Genomic DNA, 23678 nt, shown 5'->3' with positions numbered 1-23678 from the left:
ATGCGTAACCGGGAGACCAGGATGGGCAACCGCACCGCAAAATTCGTATCCGCGCTAGTCGGCAGCATCATTGCCGGCGCGCCACTGGCCGCCGTGTCGCAGAACGCGCCGGCGCCATCGAGCACAGCCAACGCGGCCGCCGACTGCCTCGCCTCGCCGAAGGGCGCCGCGCCGCAGGGGCAACACTGGTACTATCGTCTCGACCGCACGACCAAGCGGCAATGCTGGTATCTGCGCGCCGCAGGCGGCAAATCCTCCCAGACCGCGCAGGCGACGACCGACACGCCCGAGGCGGATTCGGCCGTGCCGCAAGCGATGCAGAACGCGCGCGCCGAATACACCGCTCCGCAGACGAGTGCCGCACCAGGCACGCCGAACATGAGCGCGCCCGCGCCCGCTGCAACCAATGCGCCGCCGGTCGCCCAGCAGCCGCCAAGCGGCGCGCCTGCGACCAACGCGCAGCAGCCGGCTGTGACCGCGCGCTGGCCCGAGGCCTCTCCGGCCTCCGCCGCGCCCACACCGCCGCCGGCCCCCGTTGCGGCCACCGCGCCGGCGGGCGCGAAGCCGGCAAAGCCTCCCGCGCCGATGGCCCTGGCCGGCGCAGACGGCTCCGCCGACAAGCCGGCCGGCTCGGTGCAGATGCTGCTGCTCGTGATCGGCGGCGCGCTGGCGCTCGCCGGCATCCTCGCCAGCATCATCTACCGCTTCGCCGGCGGACGCCTCCGCGTCCAGGCCGCCGACCGCCGCGGACGTTGGGACGATTGGACGCCGCAGGACCATGACGCAAGCCGCGCGCCCTGGCTCGGTGCGGAGCCGGCCGTCACGCCGCGCGCACAGCAGGGCCCCGTCGACTTCGATGAAGTTCGGCCGCCGCAGACCGCGCAAATCGCCGCCTTCACCAGGGAGATCGGCAGGATCGCGGCGCAATCCGCGTCCATTCGCAACAAGGCCGCCGAGCTCGACAAGGCCGACATCTTCAACGGAAAGTTCGAGATCGAGGCATCGGCGCCCCGGCTCGCGGTCAAAGATACGGCCGACGAAGAGCCCGTCGATCGCCATGAAGATGCTCAGGTAGATGCGCAGGCTGGGGAAGCCGTCGACGTCGACGTGATCACCGCGATGCTGGAACGGCTGGCGAAGCAAGGGCCGCGGCTGCCGCAGCCTAGCCCTGAAGCTGAGCTTGCAGAGCTCGTACGAAACCAACGAGGCCAATCCGCCGCTCGCGCTTGAGGCGCTCGGCCTTCAGGATCGACTGCACCTCGGCAAACGCCTCGTCGACGTCGTGGTTGATCACGATGTAGTCGTACTCGGCCCAGTGACTCATCTCGTGGCTGGCCCGGCTCATGCGCTTGCGGATCACCTCGTCGGAATCCTGCGCGCGCGAATGCAGGCGCTTTTCGAGATCCGCCGCCGAGGGCGGCAGGATGAAGACGCTGACGACGTCGGCGCGGGCTTTTTCGCGCAGCTGCTGCGTGCCTTGCCAGTCGATGTCGAACAGCACGTCCTGCCCGGACGATAGCGCGGCTTCGACGGGGCTGCGCGGCGTACCGTAGCTGTTGTCGAACACGGTGGCCCATTCCAGCAGCTCATCGCCCTTCACCATCGCCTCGAAGCGGGGCTTGTCGACGAACAGATAGTCCTTGCCGTTGACCTCGCCCGGCCGCATCGGCCGCGTGGTCGCGGATACCGACATTTTCAGGCCGGACATGCGGTCGATCAAAAGACGCGACAGCGTCGTCTTGCCCGCGCCCGAGGGCGAGGACAGCACGAACATCAATCCGCGCCGCTCGACACCGTCAGTTCCGTGACCGCCGCTCGTCATCGATCACTCCAGATTCTGGACCTGCTCGCGGAACTGCTCGACCACGTTCTTCATGGCGAGGCCCGTATTGGTCAGCTCGATGTCGTTCGACTTCGAGCAGCAGGTGTTGACCTCGCGGTGAAACTCCTGCGCCAGGAAGTCGAGCTTGCGGCCGATCGGGCCACCCTTGCCGATCAGCTCGCGCGCCTGCGCGATGTGGGAAGCAATGCGGTCGAGCTCCTCGCGGATGTCCGCCCGGGTGGCGATCAGGATCGCCTCCTGCATCAGGCGGTCGGAATCGAAACGGTCGGAGGTGTCGAGCAGGCTCGCGATCTGCTCGGCGAGCCTCGCCTTGATCGCCTCCGGCTTGCGGCCGGGCGCGGCTTCCGCTTTCTTCGCCAATTGCTCGACCTCGTCGACGCGCTGGGTCAGGATCTGGCCGAGCGACGTGCCCTCGCGCTTGCGCATCTCGACGAGATCGGCGAGCGCCTTGTCGAAGGCCTCGGCGGCGGCGATCCGCGCGGCCTTGTCCTCCTCCTCCTCGCCCTCGGGCTCGGCAACCTCGACGACGCCCTTGATGGCGAGCAGGCCGTCGATGCTCGGCGCCACCGCGTCGACCTTGCCGGCGATCATGGCGGCGGCCTTCAGCACGGCGTTGAGCACGTCCTCGTTGACGCGGACAGAGGCTGCGGCATTGGCGCGCTTGACGGTGAGATTGGCGTAGACGGTGCCGCGCGACAGCAGCTCGCCGGCGCGTTTCTTGGCATGGGCCTCGAGCTCGTCGAACCCCTGCGGCAGCCGCACCCTGAGGTCAAAGCCCTTGGCGTTGACCGACTTCAATTCCCATTCGAAGGTGTACGGCCCGCTAGCGCCGTGGCATCTCGCAAAGCCGGTCATGGACGACAGCGCCATCAGGTCAAATTCTCCAGAAACACGGGATTCGCGAGGCATCAAGCCACGCGAAACTTAAGACTATTTTGCAGGAAAGTGGAATCCGCAAAGTCCCGCAAGCAGGTCTGCAACGCGCCTAGCGCTGGACCACCGGCGGCGAGGGCTGCACCGCGCCCTGCCGCGCCGGTGCTGGAGCGGCGGGGCGTGCCGCCGGCGGCTTTTTCTGCTGGTTGGGCCGGGCCGGCGTGGTCGCCGTCGGTGTATCGGCAGCTCCGGGTGCGACGGCGGCGGGCGGCGGCGCATCCTCGGCCGGCTCCACCGTGTCGTTCTGGATCTGCTTTTCCATGGCGCGGAGCTTGGCGACGTTCTTCTGATGGGCGTCGTAAGTCTCGGTGAAGGCGTGCCCGCCGGTGCCGTCGGCGACGAAGAAGAGGTCGCGGGTGCGGGCCGGATTGGCGGCGGCCTCCAGCGAGGCGCGGCCGGGGTTGGCGATCGGACCCGGCGGCAGGCCCTCGATCACATAGGTGTTGTAGGGCGAGGGCTGCGTGATCTCGCTGCGCTTGATCGGGCGGCCCAGCGTGCCCTTGCCGCCGACGAGGCCATAGATGATGGTCGGATCCGACTGCAGCTTGATCCGCTGCTTCAGCCGGTTGGTGAACACCGCGGCGACACGGCTGCGCTCGTCGGGCTTTCCGGTTTCTTTCTCGACGATGGAGGCGAGCGTCACCAGCTGCTCCGGCGTCTTGACCGGAATGTCCTGATTGCGGCGCTCCCAGATCTCGGCGAGCACGCGTTTGTGCGCCTGCTGCATGCGCTGGACCACCTGATCACGCGGGGTGCCGCGCGGGAATTTGTAGGTCTCGGGCAGCAGCGTGCCCTCGCGCGGCAGCTCGCGCACGCTGCCGGTGAAGATGTCGTTGTCGGACAGGCGCGCCACGATCTGCTCGGAGGTCAGACCCTCCGGAATCGTGACGGCATGCTGCACCACCTTGCCCTCGACGATGGTGGCGATGACGTCGCGCAGCGATGCGTTCTTCTGGAACGAATATTCACCCGGCTTGAGGTCCGAGCTCGCCTTCAACGCGGCAACGCTGGCGATGAACACCCACGGGTTGATGTCGGTCACGCCTTCCCGGTTCAGCGTCTCGGCGATGTCGCGCTTGCCCGCACGCTGGGGGATGTTGACGATCTTGTCATCCTTGAGCGGCCCGGGCGCCTCGAGCACTTGCCGGCCGTAATAATAGATGCCGCCGGCGCCGAGCATGGCGATCAGCAGGAGGGTGATGATGGCGTTGCCGACGACCACGAAAGGATTGCGCGCACGGTCCGATCGCTTCGGCGGCGGCGGGACCTGCTCGGGCTCGAGCGCTGCCCGCGGACTCCGGGGCGAAATGGGCGGCCTTTCACTCATCGAAACAACCTGAATCCTGCCGGTTCAATCGCGGCCCGACAATCGCTTGCCCTGCCAAATGCACGCGCCCACTTCCATGACTATCGCCGAATACGGCAAAACGGTGGATTCGTCTCAAACTTAAACTAACTGGCGAGGCGCCGGACGATCACCGACGCATTGGTACCGCCAAAACCAAACGAGTTCGACAGGGCGACGTTGACCTCACGCTTCTTCGCCGTATGCGGCACGAGATCGATCGCAGTCTCCACCGACGGATTGTCGAGGTTGATCGTCGGCGGCACGACATTATCGCGAATCGCGAGAATGGCGAAGATCGCCTCGATCGCACCGGCCGCGCCGAGGAGATGACCCGTCGACGATTTGGTCGAGGACATCGCAACCTTGGAGGCGGCATTGCCAAGCAGACGCTCGACGGCGCCGAGCTCGATCTCGTCGCCGAGCGGCGTCGAGGTGCCGTGCGCGTTGATGTAGTCGAGATCGGAGGCGGTCAGGCCGGCGCGCTTGAGCGCGGCAGACATGCTGCGGAAGCCGCCATCGCCGTCGGGCGACGGCGAGGTAATGTGATAGGCATCACCCGAAAGACCGTAGCCGATCACCTCGGCATAGATCCTGGCGCCACGGCGCCTGGCGTGCTCGAGCTCCTCGAGCACCAGGACTCCGGCGCCCTCGCCCATCACGAAACCGTCGCGGTCCTTGTCGTAGGGACGCGAGGCCTTTTCGGGTGTCTCGTTGAAACCGGTCGACAGCGCGCGCGCGGCGTTGAAGCCGGCAATGCCGATGCGGCTGATCGGCGATTCCGCGCCGCCAGCGACCATCACGTCGGCATCGCCCAGCGCGATAAGGCGGGCGGCATCGCCGACGGCGTGTGCGCCGGTCGAGCAGGCCGTGACCACCGAATGGTTCGGTCCCTTCAGTCCGTGCGCGATCGAGACGTAGCCGGAAGCCAGATTGATCAGGCGGCCCGGAATGAAGAACGGCGACACCCGGCGCGGTCCGCGCTCCTTGAGCAGGATCGCGGTCTCGGCAATGCCGTTGAGGCCGCCGATGCCCGACCCGATCATGGTGCCGGTTGCGCATTTGTCCTCTTCGGTCTCCGGATGCCAGTTGGCGTCGTCGAGCGCCTGGCCGGCTGCGGCCATGCCGAAGATGATGAAGTCGTCGACCTTGCGCTGGTCCTTCGGCTCCATCCACTTGTCGGGATTGAAGGTGTCGTTGGTGCCGTCGCCGCGCACGACCGTGCAGGCGTATTTGGTCTGAAGATCGGAGACATCGAAGCTCTCGATCCTGCGCGCACCGCTCTCGCCGTTGAGGATGCGCTTCCAGGTCGGTTCGACGCCGCAGCCGAGTGGCGACACCATGCCGAGACCAGTGACGACAACCCGCCTCATATCCGAAAACTCCGCATCGAAAGATTCACGGCCAATAACAAGAAACCGGCTGACCGCTGGGAAGCGGCCCGTCCGGTTTCAATGTTGTCCCCGCGAAAATGAAGAGCCTTAGCTCTTCGCGTTCTTCTCGAGAAACTTCGTGGCGTCGCCGACGGTGAGAATCGTTTCCGCAGCGTCGTCCGGAATCTCGCAACCGAATTCTTCTTCGAACGCCATCACCAGCTCGACGGTGTCCAGACTGTCGGCGCCGAGGTCGTCGATGAAGCTCGCGGCGTCGACAACCTTCTCGGGTTCAACACCAAGGTGTTCGACCACGATCTTCTTAACCCGTTCGCCAATGTCACTCATTGCATAACCTCGTGTTGTTCCCTGTAGACCCGACCCCCCGGGACGATACGAGCCGTCGTGGTCGTGTTACTTGCCTTCGCTTACGAACTTTGATTTGGCCCCATCCTAACCGATACAGGGCCCGGCGAACGACGGCCAAGGCTCCGCATCGCCAATATACAGGGTTTCAAAAACCTGCAATGGCGTTCTTTGCCCATCCGTTGAGCGTCCGGTTATCATACTTCAATTGCCTTGACTACAAGCCTCATTTCCCTCCGGAAACGGCCGTTTGCCGCATCCCCACAGCCCATGTGGGCAGTGCGGAACGAACGCTTCAGATCATGGCCATGCCGCCGTTGACGTGAATGGTCTGGCCGGTGACGTAGGCTGCTTCGTTCGAACTGAGGTAGACGGCGGCCGCCGCGATATCCTCGGGCGTTCCCAGGCGGGCGGCCGGAACCTTGGTCAGAATCGTTTCGCGCTGCTTGTCGTTGAGCGCATCGGTCATCGGCGTCTTGATGAAGCCCGGTGCGATGCAGTTGGCGGTGACGCCGCGCTTGGCGTATTCGGCCCCCAGCGTCTTGATCATGCCGATCAGGCCCGCCTTCGACGCCGTGTAATTGCCCTGCCCGGGATTGCCGGTGACGCCGACCACCGAGGTGATGGCGACGATGCGGCCGAAGCGCTTGCGCATCATCAGCTTGGTGGCGGCGCGCGCCAGGCGGAAGGTCGAAGTCAGATTGATGTTGATGACCTCCTCCCAATCCTCGTCCCGGAGTTGCACGAAGAGATTGTCGCGGGTGATGCCGGCATTGGCGATGAGGATGTCGACCTGGCCCATTGCCGCTTCCGCAGCGGGCACCAGCGCCTCGACCTCGTCGGCCTTGGAAAGATTACAGGGCAACACAAAGGTGCGCTCGCCGAGCTTGCCGGCAAGCTCATCCAGCACCTCCTTGCGCGTTCCTGATATCGCAACGGTCGCACCCTGCGCGTGCAGCGCCTGCGCGATCGCGCCGCCGATGCCGCCGGTCGCGCCGGTGACGAGCGCCTTTTTACCAGTCAGATCGAACATCGAAAAACTCCTCCAAAGCACGATCCGGAAAAGTGCGCAGCGGTTTCCGAAAGATCGTGCGTAAACTGAAAAACTCAAGCGCGATGAGCAATCATCGCGCTTTAGCCCTGCTTGGCAGCGGCCAATGCATCCTTGGCGGCGGCAATGTCGTTCGGGCCACCGACTGAAACGCCGACGGCGCCGTCCGCGATGCGCTTGACGAGACCGGACAGGACCTTGCCGGCGCCGATCTCGAAGAACCGCGTGACGCCCTGCCCTGCCATATAGGCAACCGACTCGCGCCAGCGCACGGTGCCGGTGACCTGCTCGACCAGGCGGCGACGAATCTCGTCGGGATCGGTGATGGCGCTCGCCAGCACGTTCGACACCAGCGGCGCGGCCGGGGCCTTGATCGTGACCTTCGACAGCGCTTCTGCCATGGCGTCGGCAGCGGGCTGCATCAGCTTGCAATGGAACGGGGCGGACACCGGCAGCAGCATCGCGCGCTTGGCGCCCTTGGCCTTGGCGATCTCGACGGCGCGATCGACCGCGGCCTTGTCGCCCGAGACGACAACCTGCCCGCCGCCATTGTCGTTGGCGGCTTGGCAGACCTGCCCCTGCGCCGCCTCCTTGGCGACCTCCATGGCGGCCTCGTAGTCGAGACCGAGCAGCGCGGCCATCGCGCCGGCGCCGACCGGGACGGCCTTTTGCATTGCGAGACCGCGGGTGCGAAGCAGGCGGGCGGTATCCGAGACCGTCAGGCTGCCGGCCGCGGCCAGCGCCGAATATTCACCGAGCGAGTGGCCGGCGACGAAGGCCGCATCTCGTCCCACGGAAAATTCCGCCTCAGCCTCCAGCACGCGCAGGGTGGCGACCGACACCGCCATCAGCGCCGGCTGGGCGTTTTCGGTGAGCTGGAGGGTTTCGGCCGGACCATCCCAGATGATCGCTGTCAGCTTCTCCCCTAGCGCGGCGTCGACCTCGTCGAACACGGCGCGCGCCACCGGAAAGGCATCGGCCAGGGCCTTGCCCATGCCGACCGCCTGGGAACCCTGCCCAGGAAATGTGAATGCAGCCGTCATCGGCGCTCCCTGCTTGTCGGACACGATCCCCGCGAGAACCGGCAGCCGATTACGCACGGCGTTAGGCCATGGTTCCGGATCGTGCTCCAAAGGGGGCCGTAGACACTGTCCGGGGCCGGACTGTCAAGCCGAGATGGGAACTCCGAGCAGCACTCAACTGGGGATGCGCCCCCTCAAAACCCACCGGCGGTCTGGTTGGCGTCGACCTCAGCTCCGGCCCGCGCACGGCGCGCGCTGCTCGCCAACTGCCCCGGCCGATCCTCCCTGTCAGGCTTTGCGGTCGCCAGCCGCAACACCGCCGCGTAGTTCGGCTGCACCTCCATGCGGCCGGCGTGCCGGCTCTCGCTCAGCAGGCGATGGACCTTCGGCAGATTGTAACAGGGCACGTAGAACAGCAGATGATGCTCGAGGTGATAGTTGACGTAGTACGGCGCGATGAACAGGCGCTCGAGAACATTGGCATGCGTGGTGCGGGTGTTGCGCAGGGGATCGCTGCTGTCGGGGACGACGGCATGCTCTGCAATGTTGCGGATGCGGGTGATGACCATCATCCAGGTCAGGAGCGGCACCAGCCAGAGCAGCGGATAGGCCCACCATACGCCGGCCGCCGCGAGCGCTGCGAACATGGCGGCGTTGAGGAGGCATTGCGGGCCGAGCTTGTCCCAGAAATGCGCCAGACGCTGCCGCCACGGCCAGTCCTTCGGCCCGAGCGCATTGAGCAGCTGCGCCTTGCGCTGCTGGTAGCCGGTCTGCCCGGTGATGTCGCGAATGAACTTGCGGCGATAGCTGAGCTTGGTGATCGGAAACGGCGCCGACAGCACGAGATCGGGATCATCCTCCTGCTGGGTGCGCGCATGGTGCTGAAGGTGGTAACGCCGGTAGCTGCGCGTCTCAGCAAACAGCGGATAGGCGCAGAACCACTGGCTCAGGGCCAGATTGGTTTTCTCATCAGTGGACAGGCAGCCATGTGCGCCATCATGCATCAGGATCGCGAGGCCCAGCTGGCGCGAGCCGATGATTGCGACGGCGAGGGCATAGGTGACCGGATTGGGCCACCACGCGACCAAGGCGATCGCGCCAATGATCAGCGCCCAGGCGTGCGCGATCAGCGCAACACCTTTCCAGGTCACACGCTCTCGCACGTCGGCAAGCTGGTCGTCGGTCAGGAAATCGCGGGCACGCATGCGAAGCGCGGTCATGGCCTAGCCTTCCTCGTTCGAATTGCTTGATGCCTCGCGCCCCTCGACGAGACGCAGGCGCGCCGTGTCATCGGATTTCGCCTGCTCGCCGAGCACGCGCAGCATCTCGGCGCAGAGCGCCTCGGGCGAACGGCCCATGGCGTAGCCTTCGAGAATGACGCCGATGGCGACGGCCCAGAACCGCCGCGAGCTTTCGTCGGGCGCGCGCAGCGAGCGCCAGCCGTGCCGCGCCACCTGGCTTGCATAGGCGCGCGCGCCTTCGCCGTGCAGGCGCTCGATCGTGCGCTCGACCAGCGGTGCGAGATCCTGGCGGCGCCGCGTCAATGTCAGCGCCTCGGCAAAGAAAGCCACTGAATCGCTCGCCGTCACGGTCTCCGCGAGCGCATGCGTGTAGTCCCGTGGCGTGCGCGCCTTCAGCGCCGCCTGCTCGGTCGCACGCGCCAGATACAGCAGCTCGCGGCAAGCGCATTCGACGAACAGCGCCTCCTTGGTGCGGAAGTAGTAGGTGATCTGGCTCGGGAATGCGTCCGCGGCGGCCGCGATGTCGGTGATCGCCGTGCCCGAAAGTCCCCGCTCCCGGAACAGGGGGCTTGCCGCATCCAGCAGCAGCGAGCGCATCTTGCGCCCCGCCGACCGTGTGGCCCGCGTAGCGTGCTTCGGATCGCCTGCCGACGCCTCAAACGGAGCCTGGATCGATTCACCCGCCATCAGCACCTCCCGATCCATTATTTGTATGACATACAAACAAATAGGTCAAGCTGGTAAGGGAGCGTGGGTTTGGCCCCCCCTGCCAGCACCGCCCGGCCGGAAACGGGACACTCCAACCTTGCCAAGTCAGCCAAAATCCGTATAAGGCGCGCATCCGCAGACCCCGGCCGGGAGCTGAACGGACGGTCTCAGCAAGTCATTCGTGATTTTGGTGTGGCAGGGCCAGTCGGCCCGTCGTCCCGTGTTTCCGCCTTCTGAGCTTAATCCCAGAGTCCTTTCCGAAGGCCTCTTAAGGGCTTGACGCCGGGCGATGCGCCAACATGAGGAAAGGACTACCATGGCTCTTTATGAGCATGTCTTTCTCGCGCGTCAGGACGCGAGCACGCAGCAGGTCGAAGAACTGACTGCGCAGATGACCGGTATCGTCGAGGGTCTCGGCGGCAAGGTCACCAAGACCGAGAATTGGGGCGTACGCTCCCTCACCTACCGCATGAACAAGAACCGCAAGGCGCACTTCGTTCTGCTCAACATCGACGCGCCGTCCGCGGCGATCGCCGAGATCGAGCGCCAGGAGCGCATCAGCGAAGACGTGATTCGCTATCTCAGCGTCCGCGTCGAGGAACTCGAGGAAGGCCCGTCCGCGATGATGCGCAAGGCCGACCGTGACCGCGAGCGCGACGACCGTGGCGGCGGCTTCCGTGGCGACCGCGAAGGCGGTGGCTTCCGCGGCGACCGCGAGGGTGGTTTCCGTGGTGGCGATCGTGACGGTGGTGGCTTCCGCGGTGACCGCGGCCCGCGCCGTCCGCGCGAAGAAGCTGAAACCACCACCACGACGGACGGGGAGTAAGAACAATGGCTGAAGCTGGTGCACGCCGCCCATTTTTCCGTCGTCGCAAGAGCTGTCCGTTCACGGGCGCCAACGCTCCCAAGATCGACTACAAGGACTCCAAGCTGCTGATGCGTTACGTCTCCGAGCGCGGCAAGATCGTGCCGAGCCGCATCACCGCGGTGTCCGCGAAGAAGCAGCGTGAGCTCGCCCGCGCCATCAAGCGCGCGCGGTTCCTGGGCCTGTTGCCCTACGTCATTCGCTGATACGACCAATTCGACCGGCGGCGTCACGCCGCCGGTCGCGACTTTTTTGAACTCATAAGGCTTCCGGGTCGTCCGGTCGCCGATGGTTGGGGCGAGATGCCTCTAACCGCTCGAAGGGAGCGGGACAGCTGATGATGGCCTTTGTGCTGATAGCCCTGATCGCCGGCGCTGCGTCGGCCCTGATGTTCGCCTCGATCATTTCGGGCGCGCTGATCTCGCTCGTCCTGTTCTATCTCGCACCGCTGCCGCTGATGGTCGCCGCGATCGGCTGGGGACCGCTTTGCGCAAGCCTCGGCGGCATCGCCGCCGCGATCGGCCTCGGTGCCCTGTTCGGCCTGCCCTATTGCATCGCATTCGCCGTCACCGTCGCGCTGCCGGCCTGGTGGCTCGGCCATCTCGTGCTGCTCAGCCGTCCTGTGGGAAAGGTTGCCGTGGGACATGCCGCGCCAGACGGCGCCGCGCCCGCCGAACCTGACCTCGAATGGTATCCGGTCGGCCGCATCCTGCTGTGGCTCGCCGGCTTCGCCACGCTGACCACGATCGCCGCCCTGCTCACGCTCGGGACCGACGCCGAGACCATCATCGGCACGCTGCGGCGCGGCCTGATGCGCCTCCTCCGGGCCACCGACCCGCAAAGCTCCGGCGAAGCCGGCCAGTTCGTCGACGCGCTGGTGCGGATCGCACCGGCCGCGGCGACCATCATCGCGATGATGACACTGACGCTCAACCTCTGGCTCAGCGCCAAGATCACGGCGACCTCGGGCCGGCTGCGGCGCCCGTGGCCGGACATGATGACGGCGGAGCTGCCGCCGATGACGCTGGTGGCGCTCTGCATCGCGCTCGCCTTCTGCTTCACCGGCGGGCTGCTCGCGATCGCGGCACAGATCACCGCGGCCGCGCTGATGATGGGCTATGCGCTGACCGGCTTTGCGGTGCTGCATACGCTCACGCTGACGCTGAAGAGCCGCACCTTCTGGCTCGGCTCAACCTACGCCGTCGTGGTCGTGTTCGGATGGCCCGTGATCGCGATGGTGATCCTCGGACTTGCGGATGCCGTGTTCGGCTTCCGCGAACGCTTCCTGCGCAGCCGGCAACCGCCGCCGCTGCCGACCCCTTGAGTTCAACCCCGAAACCGAAACCGTACAGAGCACTTCAAAAGGAGAACGAATATGGAAGTCATTTTGCTGGAACGCGTCAACAAGCTCGGCCAGATGGGCGAAGTCGTGAAGGTTCGCGACGGCTATGCCCGCAATTTCCTGCTCAAGCGCGGCAAGGCATTGCGCGCCACCGCCGACAACAAAGCCAAGTATGACGGCATGAAGGCCGAGCTCGAGGCCCGCAACCTCCAGAGCAAGGGCGAGGCGTCAAAGGTCGCCGAGAAGATCGCGGGCAAGAACATCATCGTGATCCGCCAGGCCTCGGAAGCCGGCCAGCTGTTCGGCTCGGTCAACGTGCGTGACATCGTCGTCGCGTTCGAAGCCGACGGCATCTCGCTGGCCCGCCCGCAGGTCCAGCTCGACGCGCCGATCAAGACCATCGGCAAGCGCTCCATCACCGTTGCCGTCCACCCCGAGGTCGAGGTCGAGATCACCGTCACGGTTGCACGCAGCCAGGACGAGGCCGAGCGCATCAACCGCGGCGAGGACATCTCGACCCGCAACGAGGACCGCGACGCGGCCGCCGAGGCGATCGCCGCCGCCGGCGAGTTCTTCGATCCGGAAGCCGAGCACGACGAAGCCGAGCCCGCACCGGCCGCGGAAGAGAAGTAAGCCTCGCATTCATACGCGAAGCGAAGCCCGGTCGCCTCAGGCGGCCGGGCTTTTCGTTTTGACGGCGACGTCCTCGCTCAACATCGCGATCGAGGCCAGCGCCGTCGCCGTGTGCTTCTCGACACCGTCGCTGACGCAGAACACGTCGGCCGCGACCACCGACACCTGGCGGCCCGGCTTGATCACCCGGGCACGACAGATCAGCTTCTCACCGACCGCGGGCGACAACAGGTTGAGCTTGTATTCCGCCGTCAGCGCCGGCTGGCCGCGCGAGGTCGCGGCTGCGATCGTCGTGGCGTTGTCGACCAGGAAGGCGGTGACCCCGCCGTGGAAGAAGCCGTGCTGCTGCTGCAGCTCCGGCCGGCGATCCACAGCAATCGTACAGGTGCCGCGCGACAATTCCGAGAGCTCGGCGCCGACCAGGTTCATGAAGCCTTGTCGGCCGACATTGGCGTGGATGCGTTCGGCCACAGTGGCGAATTCGGGATCTGCTGCGGCGCTCATGAGGCCTCTCCTTATGTCTTGTTGATGCGTTCGGGCGGCCTCAGCGCACGGCCGGCACAGGCGATCAGCGTGTCAGCCTCGACGCGGGGATCGGCGCGGTCGCGTCCCGACAGGAAGGCGCGGCAGAAGATCTGCGCCGGCCCGATGAGCTGGCTGACGAACATCACCGGCGTCATCGGCAAGAGCTCACCGCTTGCAACCAGCGGCGCGCGCCAGCGCTCGATACCGTCGGCGAGCCGCGCATTCTGCGCGCGCTGGGCGTCGCGAACGTCCTCGCCCCACTCGCTCCGCGAAATCTCGAACAGGTAGCGCGCCTCGCGCCGGCTGGTCGCGACCCAGTCGAGATGGGCCCGGATCAGCCGATCGATGCCCCGCTCCGCATCGGGCACGGGATCGAGCGCCGCCAGCACCGCGGCGTGATAGTGCCGCAAGACCTCCAGGAACAGCGCACCGGCGAGCTCCTTCTTCGAGCCGAAGGCGTGAAAGAAGCTGCCATTGGAGGCGCGGGCCCGGGTGCGGATCGCGGCCACCGTCGCGGCCTCGAATCCGATGCGGTCGAACACGATCAGCCCGGCTGCCAACAGGTCGTTCCGCACGCTCGCCGTCATGGACGCCTCCTAGAGTATTACTCTAGAGCAATACTCTAGACGCGGTCAATGCAATGCGGAGGCCGCGATGAACGCGGCCTCCGCATGTCGATCAAAAACGTCGCTGGCTTAGCGCGAGATGGGCGGCGTTGGCGGACCGGAGGACTCGGCCGGCGCAGCAGGCGGGGCTGCAGCGGTCGCGGGCGGTGCCGGCTGCGGCTTGGCCGCCGGTTCGGAGCTGGCCGCAGGCGGGGCCGGCTTGGGAGCGGCCTCTTCCGCCGGTTTGGGCGCGGCTGGCTCGGCAGGCTTCGCAGCCGGCGCTACCGCCGGGACTGGATCGGGCCGCAGCGCCGGAGCTTCGCTGCCGCGGGGCTCGACCTTGGCGCTGTCAGGCCGGGTCTCAACAGGCTTCTCGGACGCCTTGCCGCTGTCGGGCTTGGCCTCGTCGCGACCGGGCTCGACCTTGGCCGTGTCGGGCTTGGACTCAGGTTTGAACTCGGGCTTGGATTCGCTTTTCTTCTCGTCAGTGGATGGCGCGGCGGCGTCGACCTTCGGCGCCTCCTCGGTGCCGGGCTTGGCGCGGCGCTTGCCCTTGCGTCCCTCGGGCGCAGCCTGTCCCTCGGGCTTCGTGCCCTCCTCGACCGGCCGTGCGGCACGCTTCTGGCGCGCACCTTCCGCTGCGGGAGCAGCGGCCTCGCCGTCCGGCCTGGCCGCGTCCTGGGCGCGCGGGCGGCGGCCCTGATGCTCGGGATTGGTGCTCGCGTCCTTCTCCCTCGCGCCGTCCTTCTTGCCGTCCTTGGCCTGGTAGCGCGTGTCGGTGGCGCCGTTGGAGACGAGATAGGAGGCGAGGATGCCCGCCATGTCCGAGCTCGTGGTGTAGTGCTGGCGCAGGAAGCCCGGCAGCGAGCCCGGCGCGACGGACTTCAGAAGTCCGCGCGGGCTCTTGTGGCACGCATTGCAGGTCTGCGCGAAAAGCTGGGACGGGGTTTTGCCGGCCTCGAGGTTGGTCACCTGCGCAAAAACGGTATCGGCCGCGCCGAAGCCGATCAGAAGCAATACCGTCGCGAGGCTGAGCGCTCGGCTCGACATTCCCATCATCTCCATTGAATTCCGAGAGTTGCAGCCAGCGTGCGGCGCGGCAGCGGTCACCTTTTATCCGATTGAGCCACGAATGGAAGCAGGCACCACGCGCAAGGATGTGATTAAGCGGTTTGCGAATATCGGCTGTGAACTCAGCGCATTAGCGCAGCCGATCCTGCCTCCCTAAATTTGGATGCAAGCGCATAGGAACCGCCGCGTCACCTGGGCGTCAGAAGTGAAGGCCGGGTTAGTCGCATCCCTTCGGGTTCGCTCGAGAGGAAGGTGTCGATGGACCTCTTGTTGCGTAGATTTCTGTCTCAATTCATCCGCCGCGGCACGATGACGGTGACCGGCTCGAGCGGATCGAAGTTCACCGTTGGAGACGGCACTGGCGAACCGGTCGCGGTGCGCTTCGTCACCGCGGAGGCGGAGCGGAAGATTCTCGTCAATCCCGAGCTCGGGCTTGGCGAGGCCTATATGGACCGCGAGTTCATCGTCGAGCGCGGCACCATAGCTGATGCCCTCGCGATCCTGCTCGATCAACCCGACCTATTGCCGCAGTGGGCAAAACCCTGGTGGCGCCTGCGCTATCTGACGCGGCATCTGAAGCAGTTCAATCCGCGCTCGCGCTCCCGCCACAACGTCGCGCATCACTATGATCTCGATGCCCGGCTCTATTCGCTCTTCCTGGACGCCGACAAGCAATATAGCTGCGCCTATTTCGAGACGCAGGACGCGACGCTCGACGACGCGCAGATCGCCAAGAAACGGCACATCGCCGCAAAGCTGCTGGTCAGGCCCGGCCAGCGCGTCCTCGACATCGGCTCCGGCTGGGGCGGGCTCGGGCTCTACCTCGCCGAGATCGCCGCCGCCGACGTCACCGGCGTGACGCTGTCGAGCGAGCAGCTGCAGCTCGCCAACGCGCGCGCGGCCGAAAAGCGCCTGACCGGATCGGCCAGATTCCTGCTCCAGGACTATCGCGACATCGAGGGCCCGTTCGACCGTATCGTCTCCGTTGGCATGCTCGAGCATGTCGGCGCCCGCTTCTACGACACCTACTTCCAACGCTGCGCCGAGCTGTTGGGCGAGAACGGCATCATGCTGCTGCACGCGATCGGCCGTTCGCAGGGCCCGGACTCGACCAATCCCTGGATCGCCAAATACATCTTCCCCGGCGGCTACATCCCGGCGCTGTCGGAGGTGCTGCCGGCGATCGAGCGCGCCGGCCTCCTGGTCTGCGATATCGAGATCCTGCGCCTGCATTACGCGGAAACGCTGAAGGCCTGGCGGGAACGTTTCATGGCACGGCGCGAGGAGGCCGTGCAGCTCTACGACGAGCGCTTCGCGCTGATGTGGGAATTCTATCTGGCGGCCTGCGAGATGACGTTCCGCAAGCAAGCCATGATGAACTTCCAGATCCAGCTCACCCGGCGCCAGGGCGTGGTGCCGATCACCCGCGACTACATGCCGCGTGAAGAAGCCCGGCTGCGAGCTCGCGAACGCGCGAGCAAGCCCAGACTGAAATTGGCTGGTGAATAGGTCCTAGTCTGGTGAATAGATCCTAGTGACGCAGGGTCGACATCTGGGAGGAGCGGAAACTGGCCGTTAACGCCAGCTGCGCCCTCAGCGCGACCAGGATTTCCGGGGCGACAGGCTGGCGACGTATTTCGGGCCGTTCCGCGTGCTCCATGGCCGCAATCAGCCCCGAGAGCCAAAGCCGGCTACCCGCCTCGCTCCGCCAAATCTGGTGCTGCCGTTCTGGCCGCATCGCCTGCCTCGTTCCCTGTTGACGGATCGCGGGAGACAATTCCCTCCCCCGCCTGCCTGTTCCCGTCTTACCCCCGAAAGATTCCGGGGAGATGTGATCCAATTCACATAAGTCTGGTCGGGCCTGGCTTAGACCGTCGCCATGAGCAAAGAGACCCAAACCTCATTCGACGTGCAGGACGACCTCCGCACCGATTACGCCCTGATCGTTACCGGCGTCGGGGCGGCTCTGGTGGCGCTGGTCTACCTCCTGCTGGTCTGAAGGCGAGCCCAAAGCCGCCAGCGTGCGTCATTTCGCGCGCTTCTGGATTCGTCTGCGCGCCAATCCATTAGGTTCATGCCATAAGGTACATGGTTGCAGGATTTTTCCATGGCGCCGTCGCGGCCACTTCCTGGCCGGGCGAGTTCCGCAAAAATCCGTCAAGCGCGACGCGTGCTGCGAGCGCTAATCATCCACCATTTTAACTGAGCGGTTGATAGCGGTCAGCTTTCGCTTCCGCTTTGCACCGAGGCGGCGCTTTATCCCGGCCCCGCATCCGCCCAAGAAAATTGCTAAGCACGTCCGACCATGGCCCTGACTGATTCGAACGTCCTCAAACTCGCACCCGAGCCCGGCACTCCCGCCTATCGGAGCGCGCCGCATAATATCGAAGCGGAACAGAGCCTTCTGGGCGCGATCCTGGTCAACAACGATGCGTTCTACCGTGTCTCCGACTTCCTCGAGCCGAAGCATTATTTCGAGCCGCTGCACCAGACCATCTACGAGACCGCCGGCAGCCTGATCCGGATGGGCAAGATCGCCACGCCCGTGACGCTGAAGACGTTCCTGCCCGCCGACACCGACGTCGGCGGTATGACCATCGGGCAGTATCTGGCGCGCCTCGCGGCGGAAGCGACCACCATCATCAATGCTCAGGACTACGGCCGCACCATCTATGACCTGGCGCTGCGTCGCGACCTCATCGGCATCGGCGAGGACATGGTCAATGTCGCCTATGACGCCCCGGTCGATTTCGCGCCGCGGGCGCAGATCGAGGATGCCGAGCGCCGCCTCTACGAACTCGCCGAGTCCGGCCGCTATGACGGCGGATTCCAGAAATTCTCGCAGGCGCTGGCGGTCGCGGTCGATCTCGCTGCAAAGGCGTTCCAGCGCGACGGCAAGCTGTCGGGCATCTCGACGGGCATGCGGGACCTCGACACCAAGATGGGTGGCCTGCAGCACTCCGACCTCATCATCGTCGCGGGCCGTCCCGGCATGGGCAAGACCTCGCTGGCCACCAACATCGCCTACAATGTCGCGCAAGCCTATGTTCCGGAACTCCAGGCCGACGGCACCACGAAGGCCGCCAATGGCGGCGTCATCGGCTTCTTCTCCTGCGAAATGTCGTCCGACCAGCTCGCCACGCGTATCGTGGCCGAGCGCACCGGCGTTCCCTCCTCCCACATCCGCCGCGGTGGCATCTCGGAAGCCGATTTCGAAAAGATCCGGGAGGTCTCGATCGAGCTGCAATCGCTGCCTTTCTATGTCGACGCGACCGGCGGCCTGTCGATCGCGCAGCTGATGGCGCGCGCCCGCCGGCTGAAGCGGCAGAAGGGCCTCGATCTGCTCGTGATCGACTACATCCAGCTGCTGTCGGGCTCGGGCAAGCGGAGCGATAATCGCGTGCAGGAAATCACGGAGATCACGACCAGCCTGAAGGCGCTCGCCAAGGAGCTCAACGTTCCGATCATCGCGCTGTCCCAGCTCTCACGCCAGGTCGAATCCCGCGACGACAAACGGCCGCAGCTCTCCGACTTGCGTGAATCCGGATCAATCGAGCAGGACGCCGACGTCGTGCTGTTCGTGTATCGCGAGGAATATTACCTCGCCATGAAGGAACCGCGCCCGGGCACGCCTGAACACGAGAAGTGGCAGCTCGATATGAGTCTTGCGCACGGCAAGGCCGAGGTCATCATCGGCAAGCAGCGCCACGGCCCGACAGGCACCGTTGACTTGGCCTTCGAGGCCTCGATCACGCGGTTCGGCGACCTCGCGCCTGACAGTCAGTTGCCGGCTCGCAGCGGCAACGACTACTGAGTTCCTTGAACAGGACCGGCCTCTTGCGTAAAACGACGCCATGACAATGGCGTCCGACCCGAAAACCATCTCACAATCCGGCCTTCTCTCCGCGGAGGCCAACCAGGCTGCCGCGCTCGCTGCCTATGGCGGCGTGCTGACCGTCGATCTCGACGCCATCATTGCCAATTGGCGCAAGCTCGAGAAGACGGCGGTGCCGGCTGAGTGTTCGGCGGTGATCAAGGCCGACGCCTATGGCTGCGGCGCCGCCGAAGTCGCGCGTGCGCTGAGCAAGGCCGGCTGCAAGACCTTTTTCGTCGCCACCATCGAGGAAGCGCGCAAGGTGCGCGCAGCCGTGCCGGAGCCCACGATCTACGTGCTCGGCGGCTATTTCCAGAATACCGGCGAGCACTACGCCAAGATCAATTGCCGTCCTGTCATCGGCGACCTCAACGAGCTCGCCGAGTGGGACGTGTTCTGCCGCCGCACCGGCTGGACCGGGGGCACGGCCGTTCACATCGACACCGGCATGAACCGGCTCGGCCTGACGCTGTCGGAAGCGCAGGCCATCATCCCCCGCATCAATGCCGGCGATCACGGCATCACGCTGGTGATGAGCCATCTGGTCTCGGCCGAGCAGCTCAACAGCCCCGTGAACGCCAAGCAGCTCGCTTCCTTCCGCGGCATCGCCAGCGAATTCTCCGGCGTGCCGGCGGCGCTCGCCAATTCCTCCGGCATCTTCCTCGGCGCGCCCTTCCAGTTCGATATGGTGCGGCCGGGCGCTGCGCTCTACGGCGTCAACCCGACGCCGGAGGCCGACAATCCGATGCAGCCGGTGGTCGACCTCAAGGCGCGCATCGTGCAGATCCGCACTGTCGAGCGCGGCGAGACCGTCGGCTATGGCGGCACCTGGACCGCGCGGCGGCCGACAAAGCTCGCGATCATCGCGGTCGGTTATGCCGACGGCTATTTCCGCGCCGCCAGCTCCAATGACGGCACCCGCGGCGCCGAGGTCATCGTCGCCGGCAAGCGCTGCCCCGTCGCCGGCCGCGTCTCCATGGATCTGATCGCGATCGACATCACCGATCTGCCGCCGAATGCAGCGCGGCGCGGCCACATGGTGACGCTGCTCGGCGAAGGCATCACCGTCGACGAGCTCGCGCATCATTTCGGCACCATCGGCTATGAGGTGCTGACCAGCCTCGGCCACCGCTACGCCCGCCTCTACAAGGGCGGCAATGTGGAGGAACCGCTGGTGAAGCCGGAGCCAGCGCAGGCCGCCGAGCAACCGCCCTCCCCGCCGCCAATCGAGCAGCCGGCAGCCCCGCCGCCGCTGCCGGGCTGAACTATCGCGCCCGGACGCGGCGTAATGCGCTGCTGAGCCGGGGTCCATCTCTCTACAGCGCACCGTGTCGCTGTCTGGGTCCCGGCTCGCGCTACGCGCGTCCGGGACACGGAAGGGATCGCTTACTTCTTCTTCCTGTTGTCCAGCGCCGCCTTGCAGGTCGCGCTGAGCTGGTCGCGCTTGTCGGTGAGGCAGGCGACGACGCGCCCTCCACCCGGCGCGATGCCGGCGCAGAATTTGTCATAGTCTGCCTTGCACGCACCGCGCGGGTCGGACGATTGTGCCGACGCGGCCCCGGAGAACGCGAGGGCGACGACGATGGCGGCAAAGTTCAACTTGGACATTGTATCTCCGGGTACGAAAGGCAGGAGCCGGTAGCTCTACATGAAGATCGCGACATTCAACATCAACAACGTCAACCGCCGCCTGCCCAATCTGTTGGCATGGCTGCGCACGGCAAAGCCCGATGTCGTCGCGCTTCAGGAATTGAAGGCAAGTGATGGCGAATTTCCGGCGGCCGCGATCGAAAAGGCCGGCTATGGCGCGGTGTGGCGCGGACAGAAGACCTGGAATGGTGTCGCGATCCTCGCCCGCAATGCAGAGCCCATTCTGACCCGCGACCGCTTGCCTGGAAAACCCAGCGATCTCGAAGCCCGCTATCTCGAAGCCGCCGTGCGCGGGATCATCGTCACCAGCATCTATCTGCCGAACGGCAATCCGCAACCGGGGCCGAAATTCGACTTCAAGCTCGACTGGTTCGCGCGCCTCAAGCGCCACGCCAAGAGCCTCATCAAGCAGGATCTGCCCGTCGTGCTCGCCGGCGACTACAACGTCGCGCCTAAAGTGATCGACATCTATCCGACGCGCTCATGGGACAAGGATGCGCTGATCCAGCCGAAGAGCCGGGCAGCCTTTGCCTCGCTCGTCGAGCAAGGCTGGTGCGATGCGATCCGCGAGCTGCATCCGGACCAGCGCATCTACACGTTCTGGGACTACAAGCGGAACCGCTGGCCGCGCGATGCGGGGCTGCGGCTCGATCATCTCCTGCTCAGCCCAGCCCTCGCCCCGCGCCTGGCCAAGGCCGGCGTCGACAAGAAGGTCCGCGGCGAGGATGGCGCCAGCGATCACGCGCCGGCATGGGTGGTGTTGAAATAGCAGAAGTGCCGTAGGTGGGCAAAGCGAAGCGTGCCCACCAAACTCGTTTACGGAGACAGACGGTGGGCACGGCGCAAGTGCGCCTTTGCCCACCCTGCGATCACCCGAGTTCAGCGCCCATAATAGTCCTGCACCGTGTCCCATGCCGCCTTTTGCAGAAGCTGCGCCGTCCCCGCATCCAGCCCCAAAGTGTAGGCATTGTCGACAGGCGAGCGGCCTGTCAACGCGGCAAACGTCACGCATGCCGCAAGATAGGTGCCCGCCGGACTCGGATGCCGCTTGTCCAGCGCATACAGATTGAGCTCCGGCCGCAGCTTGCGCACCCGCGCGAAGGCAAGACCTGCAGGAATGACCAACGCATCGTTGGCATTGCCTGCGATCGTGTAGGCCTCGGCCAACGATTCCGTCATCTCCGGCTTGTCGGCATAGGCCCAGGACATGAACAGCACCGGCCGCATGCCGTGCACGCGAACGATCTCGCTGTCCTTCTTCGCGAAAGTCGCGAACGCGTCCTTCAATTGCGGATGGATCGGGCACTGGCTGCAATCCATCATCACGACGGCGTCGTACTGCCGGCCTGGCTTGTTGAAGATGACGTTGTTCTGCTCGTCGAAGGAATACGCGCCGAGGCCGCCCGGCCGCAGCAGATTGTCCATGTCGTGCCAATCGAGGCCGGAGCCGCCGATCGTCACCATGGTGTTGCGGTACACCGCCTTGTTCGCGGGATCCACCGCCCGCTCCATGAAGGTGAGATGCCCGGGCATGCCGTTGTTGTAGTAGAAGAAGCTGTTGCCGACGAACAGCGCTGCCTTGGGGAAGTCCGGTCCGAGCGAAGTCACCTTCGGCCTGGTCTGCGCCTGGACATTGAAGCCGGCTGCAACGGCGAGACACATTGCGAGCATGACTCGCGCAAAAAGACGCATCATGGCTTCCTCCCCTTTTCTCCAGGGCCGGAACCAAATCAGCTTTTCAAAATGGCCTCAAGAGCGCGAACGTGCCGCGGACATCTGCGCATGCATGCTCACCACAAGTTCTTGCCGTCAATCATGTTGACCGGCACCGCCTCCAGATCGAAATCGTCGAACAGGCGCACATTCACCGCGACCTTGGGATTGTCGAAATCGGGCTTGCCGGTCGACCAGTCCGGCGACTCCGAATAAGTGCCGCAGCCGCAGCTTGCACAAAAATGATGTTTGATGGTGCGGCTACCCCACAAATAGGTCGCAACGTTCTCCGCGGGTGACAGCAGACGAAACTGCGCCGGCGTGTAATAGGCCCACAACGCGCCGCGCTTGGCGCAGAGCGTGCAGGTGCAGCGCGTCACGCTCGAGGGCGCCTCCGTCACCTCGAACACCGTCTCACCGCCATGACAGCTTGCCTCGATCGGCATGACCCGCTCCCCGTTGTGTCAGAGGTGGGGCATAGCCGGCCCCTGCTGCCAACATGCTGTCAGCAGCACAACGCCTCAACCAAAATATGAAAAACATCCCCCTGCACAGTAGCTGACCGCAGTCGGATCAATGAGTTACTGACTCCGCAATTCGACCTGCCTCCCGTCGGGCAAAACACCGACACGATGCCACCGTCGGGGATTCCGCCGGCAGGAGGACTCTTCAGATCGCCCCTTCGTCAGGAATATTGAGAACGGTGCCACAGGCCTTGCAATGCACGGCGTCGGCATCGTGCCTCTGGAGTCCGCAAGCGGGGCACGGAAATCGCACCTTGTGGGGACTGAGGAGCGCGCGTGCGAGATTGAAGAACAGTGTAACCCCGAAGATCATGATCACGACGGTGATGAGACGACCGAGCGTGCCCGGCAGGGTAATGTCGCCAAAGCCGGTCGTCGTCAGTGCCGTGACCGTGAAATACAGCGCATCGGCATAGTTGTGGATCTCATTGTTGCGAAACTTCTGAGTCTCGTAGACGATCCCCGTCATGACGAATATGAAAACGGCGAGGTTCGTCACCGCGAAGATGACCTCTTCGTTGCGACGAAAGAACGGAGAATCGATGCGGAGCCTCGCCAGCATCTGGTAGTCGCGAAGCAGCCCCAGCGTTCGCAGGATCCGGAGAAAGCCGCCCGCCTCGCCGGCAAGCGGTGCCAGGAAAGATACGATCGCCACCATGTCAGCCCAGGTCGCAATCTGACGGAACTTCCGAAGAGGATGCCGACCGACGAGGAGCCGTGCCGAGAAATCGGCAAGCAGAAGCATGCCGAACAAAACGTCGAGCGTCTCGATGATCTCACTGGGAGGCAGGAACGAGGTTGCAATGATGAACAGCACCGTCACGATATCGAAGGCAAGCAGCGCGTAGCGGAAGCGCACGCCGCCCGGCGTTGCGCCCTCGTAAAGGCGACGGACATCGCTTCTGAGAGAATTGAGAGTCACGGCATCATGATCGCGGTTTGCACGGATGATGGCAACTCGGAGAGCGCGCCGCAAGATCGAACCCGATCGCTG

At 65.1% G+C, this 23678-nt stretch carries 25 protein-coding genes; 9 read left to right on the top strand and 16 right to left on the bottom strand.

The window, feature by feature from the left end; translation table 11 throughout:
* On the top strand, positions 1 to 1230 hold the full coding sequence (locus XH81_RS36095) for a hypothetical protein (RefSeq protein WP_080670308.1): 1230 nt from the start codon (positions 1 to 3) through the stop codon (positions 1228 to 1230).
* Here the strand turns inward: XH81_RS36095 and gmk are convergent.
* From gmk to XH81_RS36050, 9 genes are all read right to left on the bottom strand, one after another.
* A complete protein-coding gene (gene gmk, locus XH81_RS36090; protein ID WP_028145020.1) occupies positions 1163 to 1822 on the bottom strand; it encodes a guanylate kinase in 660 nt (219 codons plus the stop codon). The two genes, XH81_RS36095 and gmk, sit on opposite strands and share 68 nt — an antisense overlap.
* A gap of 3 nt (positions 1823 to 1825) precedes the next feature.
* Complete coding sequence (locus XH81_RS36085; protein WP_028145021.1) at positions 1826 to 2713, bottom strand: YicC/YloC family endoribonuclease; 888 nt, start codon at positions 2711 to 2713, stop codon at positions 1826 to 1828.
* Between the two features lie 115 nt (positions 2714 to 2828).
* Entirely contained in the window at positions 2829 to 4103 is a 1275-nt protein-coding gene (gene mltG / locus XH81_RS36080; RefSeq protein WP_028145022.1) for an endolytic transglycosylase MltG, read from the bottom strand.
* 125 nt (positions 4104 to 4228) lie between these two features.
* Positions 4229 to 5494 carry a beta-ketoacyl-ACP synthase II gene (fabF, locus tag XH81_RS36075; protein ID WP_028145023.1) on the bottom strand — a complete coding sequence of 422 codons (1266 nt, stop codon included), beginning with the start codon at positions 5492 to 5494 and terminating at the stop codon, positions 4229 to 4231.
* A 108-nt stretch (positions 5495 to 5602) separates the two neighbouring features.
* Positions 5603 to 5842, bottom strand: a complete 240-nt coding sequence (locus tag XH81_RS36070; protein WP_008130699.1) for an acyl carrier protein — start codon at positions 5840 to 5842, stop codon at positions 5603 to 5605.
* 313 nt (positions 5843 to 6155) lie between these two features.
* Complete coding sequence (gene fabG, locus XH81_RS36065) at positions 6156 to 6893, bottom strand: 3-oxoacyl-[acyl-carrier-protein] reductase (RefSeq protein WP_028145024.1); 738 nt, start codon at positions 6891 to 6893, stop codon at positions 6156 to 6158.
* Between the two features lie 101 nt (positions 6894 to 6994).
* Positions 6995 to 7954, bottom strand: a complete 960-nt coding sequence (fabD, locus tag XH81_RS36060) for an ACP S-malonyltransferase (protein WP_028145025.1) — start codon at positions 7952 to 7954, stop codon at positions 6995 to 6997.
* A 173-nt stretch (positions 7955 to 8127) separates the two neighbouring features.
* Entirely contained in the window at positions 8128 to 9153 is a 1026-nt protein-coding gene (locus tag XH81_RS36055) for a fatty acid desaturase family protein (protein WP_028145026.1), read from the bottom strand.
* A gap of 3 nt (positions 9154 to 9156) precedes the next feature.
* Positions 9157 to 9861: a TetR/AcrR family transcriptional regulator C-terminal domain-containing protein gene (locus XH81_RS36050; protein WP_028145027.1), complete on the bottom strand. Its 705-nt coding sequence runs from the start codon at positions 9859 to 9861 to the stop codon at positions 9157 to 9159.
* 337 nt (positions 9862 to 10198) lie between these two features.
* Between XH81_RS36050 and rpsF the strand changes: the two genes are divergently transcribed.
* From rpsF to rplI, 4 genes are all read left to right on the top strand, one after another.
* On the top strand, positions 10199 to 10708 hold the full coding sequence (gene rpsF, locus XH81_RS36045) for a 30S ribosomal protein S6 (protein WP_028145028.1): 510 nt from the start codon (positions 10199 to 10201) through the stop codon (positions 10706 to 10708).
* A gap of 5 nt (positions 10709 to 10713) precedes the next feature.
* On the top strand, positions 10714 to 10953 hold the full coding sequence (rpsR, locus tag XH81_RS36040; protein WP_007592020.1) for a 30S ribosomal protein S18: 240 nt from the start codon (positions 10714 to 10716) through the stop codon (positions 10951 to 10953).
* Positions 10954 to 11084: 131 nt separating this feature from the next.
* Positions 11085 to 12071, top strand: a complete 987-nt coding sequence (locus XH81_RS36035; protein WP_028145029.1) for a membrane protein — start codon at positions 11085 to 11087, stop codon at positions 12069 to 12071.
* Between the two features lie 51 nt (positions 12072 to 12122).
* Positions 12123 to 12722: a 50S ribosomal protein L9 gene (gene rplI / locus XH81_RS36030; RefSeq protein WP_028145030.1), complete on the top strand. Its 600-nt coding sequence runs from the start codon at positions 12123 to 12125 to the stop codon at positions 12720 to 12722.
* Between the two features lie 36 nt (positions 12723 to 12758).
* On the opposite strand, the gene XH81_RS36025 is transcribed toward rplI, so the two are convergent.
* The 3 genes from XH81_RS36025 to XH81_RS36015 all read right to left on the bottom strand — a co-directional run bounded on the left by XH81_RS36025 (position 12759) and on the right by XH81_RS36015 (position 14902).
* Positions 12759 to 13226 (bottom strand): PaaI family thioesterase, encoded by a 468-nt coding sequence (locus XH81_RS36025; protein WP_097668183.1) that lies wholly within the window; start codon positions 13224 to 13226, stop codon positions 12759 to 12761.
* Positions 13227 to 13237: 11 nt separating this feature from the next.
* Positions 13238 to 13834 (bottom strand): TetR/AcrR family transcriptional regulator, encoded by a 597-nt coding sequence (locus XH81_RS36020; protein WP_028145031.1) that lies wholly within the window; start codon positions 13832 to 13834, stop codon positions 13238 to 13240.
* 108 nt (positions 13835 to 13942) lie between these two features.
* Positions 13943 to 14902, bottom strand: a complete 960-nt coding sequence (locus XH81_RS36015) for a hypothetical protein (protein WP_028145032.1) — start codon at positions 14900 to 14902, stop codon at positions 13943 to 13945.
* A 279-nt stretch (positions 14903 to 15181) separates the two neighbouring features.
* Here XH81_RS36015 and XH81_RS36010 point away from each other — a divergent pair, with 279 nt between their 5' ends.
* The 3 genes from XH81_RS36010 to alr all read left to right on the top strand — a co-directional run bounded on the left by XH81_RS36010 (position 15182) and on the right by alr (position 20061).
* Positions 15182 to 16432, top strand: a complete 1251-nt coding sequence (locus XH81_RS36010; RefSeq protein WP_028145033.1) for an SAM-dependent methyltransferase — start codon at positions 15182 to 15184, stop codon at positions 16430 to 16432.
* A 796-nt stretch (positions 16433 to 17228) separates the two neighbouring features.
* Entirely contained in the window at positions 17229 to 18737 is a 1509-nt protein-coding gene (locus XH81_RS36005; RefSeq protein ID WP_028145035.1) for a replicative DNA helicase, read from the top strand.
* Positions 18738 to 18777: 40 nt separating this feature from the next.
* A complete protein-coding gene (gene alr, locus XH81_RS36000; RefSeq protein ID WP_085967589.1) occupies positions 18778 to 20061 on the top strand; it encodes an alanine racemase in 1284 nt (427 codons plus the stop codon).
* Between the two features lie 122 nt (positions 20062 to 20183).
* Here alr and XH81_RS35995 read toward each other — a convergent pair whose 3' ends face one another.
* Positions 20184 to 20405, bottom strand: a complete 222-nt coding sequence (locus XH81_RS35995) for a cysteine rich repeat-containing protein (RefSeq protein ID WP_028145037.1) — start codon at positions 20403 to 20405, stop codon at positions 20184 to 20186.
* Positions 20406 to 20445: 40 nt separating this feature from the next.
* Between XH81_RS35995 and XH81_RS35990 the strand changes: the two genes are divergently transcribed.
* Positions 20446 to 21216: an exodeoxyribonuclease III gene (locus XH81_RS35990; RefSeq protein ID WP_028145038.1), complete on the top strand. Its 771-nt coding sequence runs from the start codon at positions 20446 to 20448 to the stop codon at positions 21214 to 21216.
* A gap of 110 nt (positions 21217 to 21326) precedes the next feature.
* Here XH81_RS35990 and XH81_RS35985 read toward each other — a convergent pair whose 3' ends face one another.
* The 3 genes from XH81_RS35985 to XH81_RS35975 form a co-directional block, all read right to left on the bottom strand.
* Positions 21327 to 22142 carry a DUF4886 domain-containing protein gene (locus XH81_RS35985; protein ID WP_028145039.1) on the bottom strand — a complete coding sequence of 272 codons (816 nt, stop codon included), beginning with the start codon at positions 22140 to 22142 and terminating at the stop codon, positions 21327 to 21329.
* Positions 22143 to 22237: 95 nt separating this feature from the next.
* Entirely contained in the window at positions 22238 to 22606 is a 369-nt protein-coding gene (locus XH81_RS35980) for a GFA family protein (protein ID WP_028145040.1), read from the bottom strand.
* A 223-nt stretch (positions 22607 to 22829) separates the two neighbouring features.
* On the bottom strand, positions 22830 to 23606 hold the full coding sequence (locus XH81_RS35975; protein WP_028145041.1) for a potassium channel family protein: 777 nt from the start codon (positions 23604 to 23606) through the stop codon (positions 22830 to 22832).
* Between the last annotated feature and the right edge of the window lie 72 nt (positions 23607 to 23678).

The sequence above is a fragment of the Bradyrhizobium sp. CCBAU 25360 genome (assembly GCF_028128695.1).
In the GTDB taxonomy this organism is placed as follows: domain Bacteria; phylum Pseudomonadota; class Alphaproteobacteria; order Rhizobiales; family Xanthobacteraceae; genus Bradyrhizobium; species Bradyrhizobium ottawaense.
The sequence above is the reverse complement of the archived record's forward strand: the minus strand, read 5'-3'. Positions and strand labels throughout refer to the sequence as shown.